Raw genomic sequence first — 14,902 nt, forward strand, 5'->3', positions numbered from 1 at the left:
GGAGGTCAAAAAATGTGGACTGCAGTATATATGGTTGAAGGCGCTGAAGCAGCAAAGGAATTAGGAGAAAAACTAAAAACCGAAGGATTTCTAGTCAAAGTGAAACCCTTTTCAAAGGAAGGGGATAGTATACTTTACAAAATATTAGTCCCAGAGTTTGAGGCAGATGATGCCCAGACTGTTTTATTAGATTTAGGATACTAAGTATAATATTCAAATAATATTAAATTAAATGGAAAATAATTTTTAACCATACTGGGACCTTTAAAGACCATGTTGGATTAGCGAAGGAGGTTATGTGATGAAAACTATAGGTGTGCTAACAAGTGGAGGAGACGCACCTGGTATGAATGCTGCCATAAGAGCTGTTACTAGAACTGGTATTTATAATAATATTAGAATTATGGGAATAAAGCAAGGATATAATGGTTTGATAGATGGAAATATTTATGAGATGAATTTGTCTTCAGTTGCAGACATTATACATAGAGGTGGCACTATGTTAAGGACAGCCCGAAGTGATGAATTTACGACTGAAGCTGGCAGAGAAAAAGCTATGACTGTTCTAAAAGTATTTCGCATTGATGGGCTTGTAGTTATAGGAGGAGATGGCTCCCTTAAGGGTGCTAGAGAGCTTAGCAAATTAGGATTTCCTACTATAGGAATACCAGGGACTATAGATAATGATTTAGGTTATACAGATTTTACTATTGGATTTGATACAACTATCAACACAGTAATAGATGCAATAAGCAAGATAAGAGATACTTCAACTTCACATGGAAGAGCAAATATTATTGAAGTAATGGGTAGGCATTGTGGAGATATTGCACTAAATGCAGGGCTAGCAGGAGGAGCTGAAAGTATAATAGTCCCTGAGGAAGGATTTAATGTAGAAGAAGTATGTAAAAGACTTATCCAAGGGAAAAATAGAGGTAAACTACATAGTATAATTTTACTTGCGGAAGGTATAGGTAACGCCTATGAACTTGGAGATGAAATACAAAAATATACTGGTATAGAAACAAGAGTTACTATATTAGGGCATCTTCAAAGAGGAGGAAGTCCTACAGCTTTTGATAGAATAATAGCAAGCAAGATGGGAGCTAAGGCAGTTCAACTACTTATAGAAGGAAAAACCTCAAGAGCTTTAGGTATTAAAGGAAATAAGATATTTGACATTGATATAGATGAAGCACTTTCAATTAAAAGAGAATTTGATACAGATACATATCAACTGACAAAAATTCTATCTATTTAGGAGTGGTGGAAAAATGAAAAAAACAAAAATTGTATGTACAATAGGACCAGCCTCTGAAAACGAGCAGATATTTGAAAAATTAGTATTAAACGGACTTAATGTTGCTAGATTAAACTTTTCTCATGGCACTCATGAGGAACATAAAAAACGAATTGATGCTATAAAAAAAGTAAGGACAAAATTAGATATACCAGTAGCAATTATGTTAGATACAAAAGGACCTGAAATAAGAACAGGAGATTTTGAAAATGGAATAGCAGAGCTTGTTGAGGGTCAAGAATTTACTATAACTACAAGAGATATTATAGGAAATAATAGTATTTGTAGTATAACATATAATGGCTTACCTAAAGATGTTAAAGTAGGAGACAGTGTTCTAATAGACGATGGACTTATTGAGCTTAAAATAATTGAGATAGTTAATGAAACTGATATTAGGTGTACAGTTATAAATCCAGGACCAATAAAGAATCATAAAGGAGTAAATGTACCTGGAATAAAAATCAATCTACCTGCTATAACTCAAAAAGATGTTGAAGACATACTGTTTGGAATAGAGAATGAAATTGATTTTATAGCTGCTTCTTTTATAAGAAAAGCTTCAGATGTTATTGAAATAAGAAAGGTTCTAGAAGAACATAAAGCTAATAATATACAAATAATATCAAAAATAGAGAATCAAGAAGGCGTAGACAATATTGATGAGATTATACAGGTTTCAGATGGAATAATGGTAGCTAGAGGAGACCTTGGAGTGGAAATACCTACTGAGGAAATACCACTTGTTCAAAAAACTATTATTAAGAAATGTAATGAAACAGGAAAGCCTGTTATTACAGCTACTCAGATGCTTGACTCTATGATGAGAAATCCAAGACCTACAAGAGCTGAAGTGACGGATGTAGCAAATGCCATATTTGATGGTACAGATGCAATAATGCTTTCAGGTGAAACAGCGGCAGGAAGATATCCTATAGAAGCAGTTAAGACTATGGCCAATATAGCTCTTAGAACAGAGCATTCTTTAGATTATAAAGAAATGTTACGTAATAAATCAATTGGAAAGGATATAACAGTCACTAATGCAATTAGCCATGCTACTTGTTCAACTGCAGCAGACTTAGGTGCAGCAGCTATTGTAACAGCTACTTCATCAGGATATACTGCTAGAGCAGTTTCAAAATTTAGACCCTCAGCTCCTATTGTTGCAGTGACTCCTCGAAAAGACGTTATGAGGAAGCTCATGCTTGTATGGGGAGTATATGCAATATTTGCTCAAGGTACTGATACAACAGATGAAGTGATAGATTCTTCAGTACAAAGTGCTATTGAAAAGAATTTTATTAAGCAAGGGGATTTAATTGTAATAACTGCTGGAATTCCGGTGGGGGTAGCTGGTAGCACTAACTTATTAAAAGTACATATAGTGGGGGAGATACTTGTGAACGGTACAGGAATTGGTAATAGTTCCGCAAAAGGCAAGGTATGTATAGCAAAGAGCATCGAAGATTTAGAAAACAAATTTGAAGATGGAGATATACTTGTTGCTATAGATACAGATAAAGACATGGTTCCTTTCATGGAAAAAGCTTCAGCTATAATAACAGAACATGGAGGTCTAACATCCCATGCTGCAATAGTAGGATTAAATATTGGGAAGCCAGTAATTGTAGGAGCTAATGATGCAACGAAAATACTAAAAGATAGAGAAATTATTACAGTAGATAGTATAAGAGGATTGGTATATAGAGGAGAAACCAGAGTATTATAGTATAGAAGGCAGTATATTTTGCTGCCTTTTATTTTTTTACATAAATTGATATAATTAATGTAAGGCATTAAAACACTTTTTGGAGGAATAATATTATGATAAGTGAAACAGTTATAAGAACAAGATATGCAGAAACTGATCAGATGGGCATAATATATCATGCAAATTATTTTGTTTGGTTCGAAATAGGAAGAACTGAATTTTTTAGACTTTTTAAAATGGACTATAAAGAACTAGAAGATGAAAATATTTTACTTCCAGTAATAGATGTAGGTTGTAAATACATTCAATCTGCTAAATATGATGATGAAATAATTATAAAAACAAAGCTTACAAAATTAAGAGGAGTTAAACTTATATTTAGCTATGAAATAATTAGGAAAAAAGATAACGTTTTATTAGCAGAAGGATATACAAAACACGCTTTTGTCACAAAAGAGCTTAAGCCTATAAACTTTAAGAAGAAAATGCCACATGTATGGGAAGCACTAAATCAAAGTATAGAAGGTGGAAATTAAAGTGCTATTTAAAATATTTCTCTTGCTCACAATAGTTCCTATAGTTGAGATATTTATATTATTTAAAATAGCAGAAGTTACAACTGTATGGACAACTATAGCTCTAGTCATAGTAACAGGATTTGTAGGTGCATATCTTGCTAAAACTGAAGGAGTAGCTATTTTGACAAGTATTAAAAGAGAGTTAAATGAAGGAAGAGTTCCAGGAAATCAGTTATTGAATGGATTATGTGTACTTATTGGGGGAATTCTCTTACTAACACCAGGATTGTTAACAGACATAACAGGATTTACCTTAGTTTTACCAACAACAAGACAGTTATATACGAATCTCATTAAAAGATGGCTTACTAGTATGATTCAAACAGGCAGTATTAATGTTTTTTTTAGAAGATAAGGGGGAAAAACTATGGAAAAAAGAATCTTAGGAAAAACAGGCTTGGAGATATCATCAATTGGATTTGGAGGTATTCCTATACAGAGAGTAGACGAGGAATATGCAGCAAGACTAATAGAAGAGTTAAATAAACAAGGAATAAACTTTATTGACACAGCTAGGGGATACACAATAAGTGAGGAATTAATTGGATATGGATTAGGAAAATTTGGCAGAGATAAATTTGTCTTAGCAACCAAATCTATGTCTAGGGATTATGATGGAATGAAAAAAGATATAGAAATAAGCCTTAAGAATCTAAGAACTGAATATATAGACCTTTATCAATTACATAATGTAAGAACTGAGGCTGAATACAATAAAATAATAAGCGAAAATGGAGCACTAAGAGCACTTAAAGAAGCAAAACAAGAAGGAAAGGTAAAGCATATTGGCATGACTAGTCATGATCTGGTTACTTTAGAAAAAGGAGTAGACTCAGGGTATTTTGATACTATTCAGTTTCCTTATAATCCAGTAGAGAGACAAGCAGAGGAGTTGTTTAAAAAGGCTAATAGTTTAGGACTTGGTGTAATAGTAATGAAGCCTTTAGCTGGAGGCGCAATTACTAATGCAGAGCTTTCACTTAGATTTATACTAGAAAATAAAAGTGTATCAGTTGCAATACCAGGAATGGATAGTATAGAACAAATTAAGGAAAATGCTAGAGTTGGAAATGAATATAGAAAGCTTAATGATACTGAAAGAGATATTATATTAACAGAAGCTAAAGAGCTTGGAACAGAATTCTGTAGAAGATGTGGATACTGTGCACCATGTCCACAGGGAATAGATATACCTTCTCAATTTTTGATAGAGGGTTATTATAGCAGATATAATCTTAAAGATTGGGCAAAAGAAAGATATATGGAATTTAGTAGTAAAGCAAGTGATTGTATAGAATGTGGACAATGTGAAACTAGATGTCCTTATGACTTGCCTATTAGGGATATGTTAAAGAAAGTTGTGAATATTTTAGGATAATTATGTATAGATTAGAATATAGTAGTTAATAATAAACATTATGTATGAAATAATATGGGGTATACTGGTTCTAGTTTTGGCGCATCGATGATGTGCCTATTTTTTTGCCTATGTGAATATAATAAATGCAGTTTTTAAGGTGTTAGAAGGGCATAACTCCATTGATTAACATAAATGATTAAGGGTAATAGAATAATACTTGACAAACTAGTGGAAATATCATTGTGAAAAAGATATTATATATATATTAGATAAAATGTTTTTATAGCAATGTTAGGAGGGGTCATTTTGAACGTGACAAAAGTTATTGAAAATATTTATCAGCTTTCTGTGAATATGGAAGACATTCTGTTTGAAGGTTTATGGGAAATGCCAAATGGAGTTTCTCTAAACTCTTATATTATCAAAGGCGAAAAAACTGCCATTGTAGATGGAGTATGTGGTTGGGACGGAGTTCCAGAAAGCCTATTTGCCTTGCTAGATAAATTAAATATTGCTCCTGAATCTATAGAATATCTTATAATAAACCATATGGAGCCAGATCATTCTGGATGGATTGAGGACTTTAAAAAAATAAACTCTAATTTCAAAGTTGTATGTAGCAAAAAATCAGCAGAGTTATTAGAAGCTTTCTATGGACATACAAACAATGTTACATGTGTTACAGACAACGATACTCTAGATTTAGGAAACAATCATATACTAAAATTTGTAGAAATACCTAATGTACATTGGCCTGATACAATAGCTACTTTTGATACTTTAACAGGAACTTTATTTTCCTGTGATGCTTTTGGATCATTTGGAAAAGTCACAAAGTCAAATTATGACGATGAACTTAGTGATGAGGAAATTGATTTTTATGAGAGAGAAGCAGTGAGATATTATTCAAATATTGTAGCAGCTTTTTCAACTCCAGTAAAAAAAGCTATTGATAAATGTTCTACTTTACCTATTAAAATAATTGCACCGGGCCATGGAATTGTATGGAGAAAGAATCCTAATAAAATTTTAGAAGATTATTCTAGATATGCTGCTTATCAAAAAGGTATTGCCAAAGAAGAAGTAACTATTATTTGGGGCTCAATGTATGGAATGACAGAAAAGGCAGTCCAACATGTCATTAAAGTATTAGAACAAGAAAAAATAAAGTTCCATGTACACCGAGTTCCAGAGACATCGTGGGGAACAGTATTAGCATCAGTTTGGACATCAACAGGCATAATTCTTGCTATGCCAACTTATGAGTATAAGATGTTTCCTCCATTAGCAGCAGTTTTAGAGGAAATAGGAAAGAAAAAGGCATTCAATAGGAAGGCTTTTAGATTTGGTTCTTATGGTTGGTCAGGTGGTGCTCAAAAAGAATTAGATGAAATAATGAATAAGCATTGTATGAAATGGGATTTCTTAGAGCCAGTGGAGTTTAAAGGAGCTCCAAGAGAAGAAGATTTAAACTTGATTGAACAAAAAGTTAAAGTTTTAGTGAGTGAAGTAAGGACCTTAGTAAAGGGTTAAGAAAATAAAAGCTACTAACCTAAATATGTAAGTAGCTTTTACTCTATATCAGTTTTCTGGATTTAAAAATAGAGGTCTCATAATTTCATCAGATAAGTCTAGGCCTGCAAAGCTATTAACATCTTGTCCTTCTACTAAAACCTTTACCTTATTGACTTCCTTTATGCTTGTAAATGAAAACAAAATTGAGTCAAGCATCATTCTATTTAAATTATCATTATTACCATAAGCATTTACAAACTTTGAATTAAAGTCTACTATTAAAACATCATTTTCTAATCTTGAGTTTAAAAGCTTAACTTCTGAAGGAATCGTAGAAGATAAATAATTATATTTACTATTTTGCAATGAGTTAAATATTAAAGTAGCTTTATCTCTTACATCCATATCTTCTTTTATTTCTTCTACTTCACATTCAACTAAGAAATATCTATTAGGAGAATCATATGCGAGAAAAGCTTTATTTTCATTACTAATTGTAAAAGCCTTAGTTATATCTTTGTTATTAAAAAAGGTTTTAGATCTATTGTAGTCAACTAGAAATCTAATATTATCAACTCCAGGGTAACTAGCAAGAGATTTTATAAAAGCATTCATAGCAGCTTCGCTTCTCTCACTTTCTTCTGTGTAAAGTATCTCCTTCGATGGTAAATCTACATATGCTGTAGTACCTTTCAATGACACATAATTATAATCTCCTATTATTGAGTTCATATTGAGACCTAGTTCGAAGGCAGGCCCTTTCTTGAGTTCATCAACTATTGCCGTAAGTGGCCTCTTTGTATAATCAATAAAACGAGTAATGCCTATTAATTGTTCAACAGAATTCTTAGTGTCAGAAAAATACAAATTTAATGCCGTTTTTCCATCTGGAATAGTATTAATAGCAGGTATGTATGGAACATCACTTAAATATTTTACGTTCAAAACTAGAGGTTCAGAATAAAATGAGTCGCTTATTATGTTAGGAGTTATTTCGATTTTATATTCTCCATTAGGAAGGTCAAGACTTTTTTGAGAGATGTTAATATTTACACTATAAGGAGTATCCTTGGTGAATTCTATTTGAATGGGGCTATCATTATGAATATCGTGGACTTTATATGCTTCTCCATCCTTATATATTTTTGCAGTAAATTGGTGTTCTTCCTTAAAATTTAAGAGAATATTTTTATCTGATTTATATTTTATAAAAATATTACTAGGGTTTAATAACAAATCGTCTACTTCGCTAGAGGCTACTAAAGTTACTCCTCCACTATTATCATTTATTGCAATGCTTTGATCTAAAGCAGGACTATATAATACTGAAATACCAGATGCTCCAATGCATATAAGCAATATTATCAACAGATTACAGATAGATTTAAACATGAATCCTCCTCCTTATTCTTGTCCTATGTCTATATTATCATTTTATACTAAAAGTAGGTATAAATAAACATGTAGAACACGACAAAAAGTTGCAAAATATAATATGTTCGCTTAATATGTATATATTATAATTAAAATAGGACAATATTCTTGTATAAATACATAAATGAAGATAATTTTTAAGGAGAGATTAGATGGATATACCAGTTAAAAAAGGAAATATAATCGAGGGTGAAATAATAGATATAAGTCATGAAGGCAATGGGGTAGTGAAATTAGAAGGATATACAATATTTACTGAAGGTGGGTTAATAGGAGATATAGTTTCAGTAAAGATAATCGATGTGAAAAAGAAGTATTCTTTAGGGAAAACAGTAAAAATAATCAAGCCTTCTAAATTCAGGGTAGATAAGAAATGTAGTATTTCTGATTTCTGTGGTGGATGTCCACTTCAAGGGTTGGATTATAACATGGAATTAGATTTTAAAACAAATAAAGTTAAGAATGATTTGAAGAAAATTGGTGGACTAGATGATGTAGCTATTCACCATACTATTGGAATGGATAATCCAAATAGATATAGAAATAAGGTTCAAATACCAGTGGGCATAGAAAATGGAGAAACAGTAATTGGATTTTATAAAAAAGGAAGTCATGATATCGCTAATATAGATGTATGTGAAATTCAGCATGAAGTAGCAGATAAGGCTACTAGGGTAATCAGGAAATACATAGAAGAATTTAAAATAGAGCCATATGATAATAAAACTGGCAGAGGACTTCTAAGACATATTATAGTTAAGAATTCCTTTAAAACTGGAGATACAATGGTTATTTTAGTTACAAATGGAAATACACTTCCTCATTCAGAGCAATTAGTTAAAATGCTAAAGAGTGAAATACCAGAGCTAAAAAGTGTTATTCAAAATATAAATACTAAGAGAACCAATTTAGTTATGGGGTCTAAATCAAAGGTGGTTTTTGGAGAAGAAAAAATAGTTGACTATATAGGTGGTCTCAAATTCCATATTTCTGCTGAATCATTTTTTCAAGTAAATCCTGTTCAAACCGAGGTGTTATACAATAAGGCTTTAGAATATGCAGGTTTAGAAGGTACCGAAATAGTATTTGATATATATTGTGGAATAGGAACCATATCTCTTTTCCTAGCAAAGAAGGCTAAAAAGGTATATGGAATAGAATCAGTGCATCAGGCAATTAAAGATGCAAAAGAAAATGCAAGGATAAATAGAATAGATAATGTAGAATTTCATTGTGGTAATGCAGAGGAAATATTTCCAAAGCTATACCAAAAAGGTATAAAAGCAGACGTGGTTGTAGTAGACCCACCAAGAAAAGGGTGTGACTCTCAGGTTATAGATACAATAATAAAGATGAAACCAGAAAAAGTAGTATATGTATCATGCAATCCATCAACCTTAGCAAGGGATTTGAAGATATTAAGTGAAAATGGGTTTAAGGTTTTGGAGGTACAGCCAGTGGATATGTTTCCGTATACTCCGCACGTGGAGTGCGTAGTAGGAATACAGAGGAATTAATAATAAAATTAAACCACAAAATGGCTAATTATCAAGGAAAATGGTATGTTCTTATGAAGTTTTTTCATGATGAGGAACATATTGTTTTTAATAATAATGGGAAGGGCAGGAAAAGAAAAAAGATTTTTAATGGGGTAAATGTTATTGCAGCACTAGCCTGTTAAGAGAAGTTACTATTGCAATGCTTAGGTTAGCACTGTCGTGTGTAGTAATAAAATATACCTTTTTTAATGCTGATAAATATGGTTATCTGTATATGGATAAAGGGACATTAGATTTACTTACCTATGTGTGATATTATATTGCCTGTAACTTATTTTATAATTTCAAAACAGGTGGCGAAATTAAGTTTTCGCCAGCTGTTTTTTAAAATTTTTTCCAAATATGTCACAAAGCATGGTTTTGAATTGTTATAAGGGTAGAGTCCACTGTAAAAAGAAAGGAGTGAGGCTGTGGAAGATATGGGACTTGGTAAAAGATTTATTTCAGGTGGAGAAGAAGTATTAGAGGAGGTAATTACTATCTATGGTGAAAAGCTCCTTCGCTATGCAACAGCAATTTTATGTGATTATCAAGAGGCAGAAGATATAGTGCAAGATAGTTTTATTGCAGCCTATGAAAATCGAAAAGGATTTGATGGAGAAAATTTATCTGCATGGTTGTATAAAATCACATATAACCTGAGTTTAAATCAACTTAAAAAGCGTAGGATATTGTATTATAGTGAAATTCATAAGAAAGAAGTTGTCAAGGAGAAGGACCAAGGCCTAAGTGATGAAATACTAAGAGCACTTGGAAAACTTAAGCCTAAGGAGCGAGCATTATTATATGGTAGAATTATGGAAGAGCAAAGCTATGAGGAACTATCAGAGCTTACAGGTGTTTCTCCATCTACCTTGCGTAAAAGATACCAAAGGGTAAAAGATAAATTGGCTAAGGAAATAAATAATGAATATGATAGAAAGGGGTTTAAGTATGAATAAATATAATATTGACGAAGAAAAAATACATGATATGTTTTCTCAGATTACTGTTGATTCAAGCAAGCTTGCAAAAGAAGTAAAAACCAAATTGCATAAGAGAGATACTAATACACCAGTTAAGAATCACAAGCCATGGATAAGATCTACAGTGGCAGCTATGGTATTAGTTATACTCTTAGTTGGTAGTGCAACTGCTGTAGTATTAGGAAACTTTGAAGGCTTCATGAAAAGGTTTAACCCAGATTATAGCAATATTGTAGAGCCTATAGAATCCTATGTAGAAGATCAAGGCATTAGAATGGAGATAATTGGTGCACAAAAATATGACAATAGGGCTATTGTATATTTATCTCTCCAAGATATAACAGGTAAGAATCGATTAACAGAAGAAACTGACTTTAGAGATGGATTTAATGTTAAAACAAATAAACGGATTGCAGATATAGGTATGAAAAGAGACGAATCCATATCTGGATTTTCCTGGGGACAAAAGATGATTTATTTTGACGAAATTACAAACACTATTTATTATGAATTCAATATAGATACAGACTTAGATACACCATTAACAGATAAATTGGAATTAGGAAGTTCACTAATTTATTTTGATAGAGTGTCTTTTATAGAAGAACCTATTAATATATCTCTTGAAAAAATTAAAGTTGCAGATACTATGCCTATTGATGAAAGAAAAATTTGGGGTGGCAATGGGAATAATGAGGAGCTATATACAAAGGCACTTATTCCAGGGAACATTGGAACTATGCCTCATGGTGAAGAAGAACAATGGATTTCAAATGTGGGTATTATAGATGGAAAGTTGCATGTGCAAATAGGAACGGTTTTTGATAAGGAATTTGGTGCAAATGATGCACATATTGATCTAAAAGATGAGAAGGGCAATATAATATCCTATGATTATAGTTTAGTTCTATTAGCAGATGAAAAAAATAATATTCTTGATCTTGAAAGAAATGATTATGGAGATGCCATATATAAGTATAAAGAATTCATATTCCCTGTAAGACCTGAGAACCTTGGTAAATATAATCTTTTATATACAGGCTCAGTTTCTACTGGTGTTGAAGGAAATTGGATGGTAGCAACAAATCTAACTGATTCAATTAATAATATTCTCACTTGGACAGATGACATTTTAATTGAAGGACATAATTTTGAATATATAACATTAAGTCCTATAGGACTTAATGCGATGGGTAGCTATAAAGGAGAAATTTGTTATGCAAGTGATATGACAGTGAAAATTGAAACTTTAGATGACACTATTTATTTAGAATTCGGTGGTGGAAGCCGAGACTCTGAAAAACAAAGATTCAGTTCAAGTTGGGATACAGAGACTCCTTTAGATATTGAAAGAGTTACAGCTATAATTATAAACGATACCCGCATACCTATTAGGTAATTATCACAATTAAAGAATAATTATTAAAATAACCTTGATGAAAAGTCGAGGTTATTTTTTTTACCTATTTTCAAATACAGACTTCGTAAACCACCCTCTAAATGTGGAAACATATAGAGGCTGGTTTTTTATTTTAAATATTTTCAGATTTAGACTTCAAAATTAAGGTCTAAGTGTGGAAACATATGGGGGGATAAAATTTATTAAAATATTTTATCTCTTAGACTTGAAAAATCGACTTCAAATGTGGAAACAAGTAAAGGGGTGAAAATAAATGACAAAACGATTTAATACCATTGATGGAGAAACATTGATGACCATGCCACTAAAACCAATTAATTTCGTTATTGAAAATCTACTATCAGAGGGCCTTCATATTCTGGCAGGGTCACCAAAAGTGGGAAAGTCTTGGCTTGCTTTATGGTTATCAGTGGTAGTGGCAAAAGGAGAGGAGGTTTGGGGGAATAAGGTTAAAGAAGGGACGACCCTTTATCTTTGTTTTGAAGATAGTCAAATAAGAATTCAAAATAGACTATTTGATATTACAGATGAAGCAACAGATGAGGTAAACTTCTGTACTGAAAATGCAATGCTAGGTGGTGAACTAGAAGAAAGAATAATTAACTTCATAAAAGACTATCCAAATACCGTCTTAGTTATTATCGATACCCTACAGATGATAAGAAATACATCTAGAGATTATAATTATGCCAATGATTATAATGAGTTAACTATATTAAAAAATCTAGCAGATAAATATGGCATAGCTATTTTACTCATCCATCACTTAAGAAAAGAAAATGATAAAGATCCCTTTAATCGTATATCTGGTACTACTGGAATTCAAGGAGCAGTAGATAGTAGTTTTATACTAGTTGAAGAATCTAGAGGAGGTAAAGTGGCGACCTTATCTTGCGTTGGCAGGGATATAGATTATAGAGAAATTAAATTAGAAAGAGATGAAGATAATATTTGGCAGGTAGTAACAGATAGTTTTGAAAACCATGACTTATTGCTAGATGATATTGTTATTCTTCTTTCTGACTTTATGAAAGATAAAGAATATCATAAATCTACACCAACAGAACTAGCTAATGAATTATCTAAAAATAGGGACGATAATATTTCTCCAAAGACCCTTACTAAAAGGATACTACAAAACATGAGTGAACTTGAAGAACGTTGTATCTCTGCTGTTATTCGTAAGAGCAATGGGAAGAGACTAATTGAAATCTTTAGAAATAGGGACGATAGGGTCGATAAAATGAGTACCCCCTAAGTCCTCAAAATGATGACCCTGTTGACCCTTACGACCCTAAAAAACTAATTACAAATGAAGTAGCACGATTTTTAACGTCGTCTGCCCCAGTGTCGCCTTGTGTGGCATTGAAACTAGATGATTGGAGCAGTAACACCTAATGGCTGGTAATATGGTTTGTTGGGCAGGTGTGGGCACAAATTATAATTACAGCAATTGAAAGAAAGAGAATAAAAACAAAATAATATTGTATTACTTTAGTGAAATAGTAACTGGACTCCCCTATTGATTTTAGTGCAGGATAAAGGAAGGTGGTCAAAAGATTCCACCTTCCAGCCACATCCCCCGGCAGTGCCGTGGGTTTAAAGATTAAAGATAGGTGGTCGGAATTAGGGTTTTGTGTCAGCTTAGGTGGTCAGAAATGATGAAAACCCCCATAAATAGGCATTTGTTGGTGTCACCTATAGGTGGTCAAAGAAAATGTAAGGGGAATTATATAAAAGTTATAGATAAGATTGGAGGTTTTTAATGAAAAAGAAATTAAGATCACTTTGGAAGAAAATAAAGATAATTTTAAAAGATATAAAAGGAGAAGGGGATATAGAAACAGTAGCAAATATTCTATTTACTCCAGTAGGATATAAATTCTTAAAGGATAATATAGAAAAATATAGTTTGCAAATAGGAATGTTAAATCGATTATTAAAAGAGGAATTAATTTCAGAAAAAGAACATTCAGCTATAAGGAATAGTATAAAGAGAAAGTACGAAATAAAAGAGTAGGAAAAATAAGAAAATAGAAAAACAATAAAATATATTAGGACAGGCTTATCTTTCCTATTTTGTTTTCTGTCTTTATTCTTGTGAATTTCTATAATAAATTCAGAGATGGAAACTCTGAAACACTGATAATTAGCTTGACTAAGAAGAATCTTCTATCTATAATCCTTGTAATCCCTGGTAGGAATACAAGGATTATAGATTAAAAGAAAGGTTGGTGATAAAATGAGTAAGGTACAAGTAATTCAAGCACAGAAAGAGAAAATTGATAGGAATACAGGAAAGATATTAAACAAATTGCGAGTAGCAGCCTATTGTAGAGTAAGTACAGATTCAGATGAACAGATGAATAGCTATCAATCCCAAGTAAACCATTACACAGACTTAATTAAGAAGAATATGGATTGGGAATTTGTAGATATTTATGCTGATTCAGGGATATCAGGTACTCAATCAGATAATAGAGATGAATTTCAAAGGATGATATCTGATGCCAATAATGGCTTAATAGATATTATAATTACTAAATCCATATCCAGATTTGCTAGGAATACAATGGATACATTAAAATATGTTAGAATGTTAAAAGATGAAAATATAGCAATAATCTTTGAAAAAGAAAATATAAATACCTTAACAATGAATGGGGAAATGCTATTAACTATCCTAAGTTCTTTAGCACAACAGGAAAGTGAATCCCTTTCTGCCAATACTAAAATGGGTCTTAAAATGAAGATGAAAAGGGGGGAATTAGTAGGACAAGCTTCCTGTTTAGGTTATGATTATGATAAGGAAAAGAAAAAGCTAATTACAAATGAAGAAGAAGCAAAGATAGTAAAATATATATTTAATAGATATACTAGTGGCATAGGATGCTTTGTATTAGCAAGGGAACTTACAGAAATGGGAGCAAAAACAAAGAAGGGCAATACAACTTGGTCAGATTCATCTGTCAGAGGGATTATTAAAAATGAAAAATATGTAGGGGATATCCTAATGGGAAAGACCTTTACTCTAGATCCAATAAGTAAAAGAAGATT

General features: G+C 32.0%; 15 protein-coding genes. 14 read left to right on the forward strand and 1 reads right to left on the reverse strand.

What is annotated here, in order from left to right; all coding sequences use genetic code 11:
• Positions 1-12 precede the first annotated feature (12 nt).
• The 7 genes from ABV008_RS05055 (at position 13) to ABV008_RS05085 (ending at position 6,485) form a co-directional block, all read left to right on the forward strand.
• The gene (locus ABV008_RS05055; RefSeq protein WP_352418730.1) at positions 13-204 is read left to right on the forward strand and encodes a hypothetical protein; all 192 of its coding nucleotides are present in this window, start codon (positions 13-15) and stop codon (positions 202-204) included.
• A gap of 97 nt (positions 205-301) precedes the next feature.
• Positions 302-1,261, forward strand: a complete 960-nt coding sequence (gene pfkA, locus ABV008_RS05060) for a 6-phosphofructokinase (protein ID WP_352418731.1) — start codon at positions 302-304, stop codon at positions 1,259-1,261.
• Positions 1,262-1,274: 13 nt separating this feature from the next.
• The gene (gene pyk, locus ABV008_RS05065; RefSeq protein ID WP_352418732.1) at positions 1,275-3,032 is read left to right on the forward strand and encodes a pyruvate kinase; all 1,758 of its coding nucleotides are present in this window, start codon (positions 1,275-1,277) and stop codon (positions 3,030-3,032) included.
• 95 nt (positions 3,033-3,127) lie between these two features.
• Positions 3,128-3,550 carry an acyl-CoA thioesterase gene (locus tag ABV008_RS05070; protein WP_352418733.1) on the forward strand — a complete coding sequence of 141 codons (423 nt, stop codon included), beginning with the start codon at positions 3,128-3,130 and terminating at the stop codon, positions 3,548-3,550.
• A 1-nt stretch (position 3,551) separates the two neighbouring features.
• Positions 3,552-3,947 carry an FxsA family protein gene (locus ABV008_RS05075; RefSeq protein ID WP_352418734.1) on the forward strand — a complete coding sequence of 132 codons (396 nt, stop codon included), beginning with the start codon at positions 3,552-3,554 and terminating at the stop codon, positions 3,945-3,947.
• 12 nt (positions 3,948-3,959) lie between these two features.
• Entirely contained in the window at positions 3,960-4,970 is a 1,011-nt protein-coding gene (locus ABV008_RS05080) for an aldo/keto reductase (RefSeq protein WP_352418735.1), read from the forward strand.
• Positions 4,971-5,264: 294 nt separating this feature from the next.
• A complete protein-coding gene (locus tag ABV008_RS05085; protein ID WP_352418749.1) occupies positions 5,265-6,485 on the forward strand; it encodes an FprA family A-type flavoprotein in 1,221 nt (406 codons plus the stop codon).
• 48 nt (positions 6,486-6,533) lie between these two features.
• Here the strand turns inward: ABV008_RS05085 and ABV008_RS05090 are convergent, their stop codons facing one another.
• Positions 6,534-7,859 carry a GerMN domain-containing protein gene (locus ABV008_RS05090; RefSeq protein ID WP_352418736.1) on the reverse strand — a complete coding sequence of 442 codons (1,326 nt, stop codon included), beginning with the start codon at positions 7,857-7,859 and terminating at the stop codon, positions 6,534-6,536.
• Between the two features lie 194 nt (positions 7,860-8,053).
• On the opposite strand from ABV008_RS05090, the gene rlmD reads away from it, so the two are divergent.
• The 7 genes from rlmD to ABV008_RS05125 all read left to right on the forward strand — a co-directional run.
• Positions 8,054-9,418 carry a 23S rRNA (uracil(1939)-C(5))-methyltransferase RlmD gene (rlmD, locus tag ABV008_RS05095; protein ID WP_352418737.1) on the forward strand — a complete coding sequence of 455 codons (1,365 nt, stop codon included), beginning with the start codon at positions 8,054-8,056 and terminating at the stop codon, positions 9,416-9,418.
• 20 nt (positions 9,419-9,438) lie between these two features.
• Positions 9,439-9,582: a hypothetical protein gene (locus ABV008_RS05100; RefSeq protein WP_352418738.1), complete on the forward strand. Its 144-nt coding sequence runs from the start codon at positions 9,439-9,441 to the stop codon at positions 9,580-9,582.
• A gap of 297 nt (positions 9,583-9,879) precedes the next feature.
• Positions 9,880-10,401 (forward strand): RNA polymerase sigma factor, encoded by a 522-nt coding sequence (locus ABV008_RS05105; protein ID WP_352418750.1) that lies wholly within the window; start codon positions 9,880-9,882, stop codon positions 10,399-10,401.
• Positions 10,394-11,824 carry a hypothetical protein gene (locus ABV008_RS05110; RefSeq protein WP_352418739.1) on the forward strand — a complete coding sequence of 477 codons (1,431 nt, stop codon included), beginning with the start codon at positions 10,394-10,396 and terminating at the stop codon, positions 11,822-11,824. Before ABV008_RS05105 ends, ABV008_RS05110 begins: the two co-directional genes overlap by 8 nt.
• A gap of 274 nt (positions 11,825-12,098) precedes the next feature.
• Entirely contained in the window at positions 12,099-13,103 is a 1,005-nt protein-coding gene (locus ABV008_RS05115) for an AAA family ATPase (RefSeq protein ID WP_352418740.1), read from the forward strand.
• Positions 13,104-13,610: 507 nt separating this feature from the next.
• Entirely contained in the window at positions 13,611-13,865 is a 255-nt protein-coding gene (locus tag ABV008_RS05120) for a hypothetical protein (protein ID WP_352418741.1), read from the forward strand.
• A 222-nt stretch (positions 13,866-14,087) separates the two neighbouring features.
• Positions 14,088-14,902 (forward strand): recombinase family protein (locus ABV008_RS05125; protein WP_352418742.1); only part of this gene is annotated, 815 nt, incomplete at its 3' end.

This window comes from Proteiniborus sp. (assembly GCF_040308045.1).
Taxonomy (GTDB): Bacteria; Bacillota; Clostridia; order Tissierellales; family Proteiniboraceae; genus Proteiniborus.

Excerpts from the sequence above, each read along its gene's own strand:
- ABV008_RS05055 (WP_352418730.1), top strand. The coding sequence starts at position 13 with ATGTGGACTGCAGTATATATGGTTGAAGGCGCTGAAGCAGCAAAGGAA.
- ABV008_RS05115 (WP_352418740.1), top strand. The coding sequence starts at position 12,099 with ATGACAAAACGATTTAATACCATTGATGGAGAAACATTGATGACCATG.
- rlmD (WP_352418737.1), top strand. The coding sequence starts at position 8,054 with ATGGATATACCAGTTAAAAAAGGAAATATAATCGAGGGTGAAATAATA.
- ABV008_RS05090 (WP_352418736.1), bottom strand. The coding sequence starts at position 7,859 with ATGTTTAAATCTATCTGTAATCTGTTGATAATATTGCTTATATGCATT.
- pfkA (WP_352418731.1), top strand. The coding sequence starts at position 302 with ATGAAAACTATAGGTGTGCTAACAAGTGGAGGAGACGCACCTGGTATG.
- ABV008_RS05080 (WP_352418735.1), top strand. The coding sequence starts at position 3,960 with ATGGAAAAAAGAATCTTAGGAAAAACAGGCTTGGAGATATCATCAATT.
- ABV008_RS05110 (WP_352418739.1), top strand. The coding sequence starts at position 10,394 with ATGAATAAATATAATATTGACGAAGAAAAAATACATGATATGTTTTCT.
- pyk (WP_352418732.1), top strand. The coding sequence starts at position 1,275 with ATGAAAAAAACAAAAATTGTATGTACAATAGGACCAGCCTCTGAAAAC.
- ABV008_RS05120 (WP_352418741.1), top strand. The coding sequence starts at position 13,611 with ATGAAAAAGAAATTAAGATCACTTTGGAAGAAAATAAAGATAATTTTA.
- ABV008_RS05105 (WP_352418750.1), top strand. The coding sequence starts at position 9,880 with ATGGGACTTGGTAAAAGATTTATTTCAGGTGGAGAAGAAGTATTAGAG.
- ABV008_RS05100 (WP_352418738.1), top strand. The coding sequence starts at position 9,439 with ATGGCTAATTATCAAGGAAAATGGTATGTTCTTATGAAGTTTTTTCAT.
- ABV008_RS05070 (WP_352418733.1), top strand. The coding sequence starts at position 3,128 with ATGATAAGTGAAACAGTTATAAGAACAAGATATGCAGAAACTGATCAG.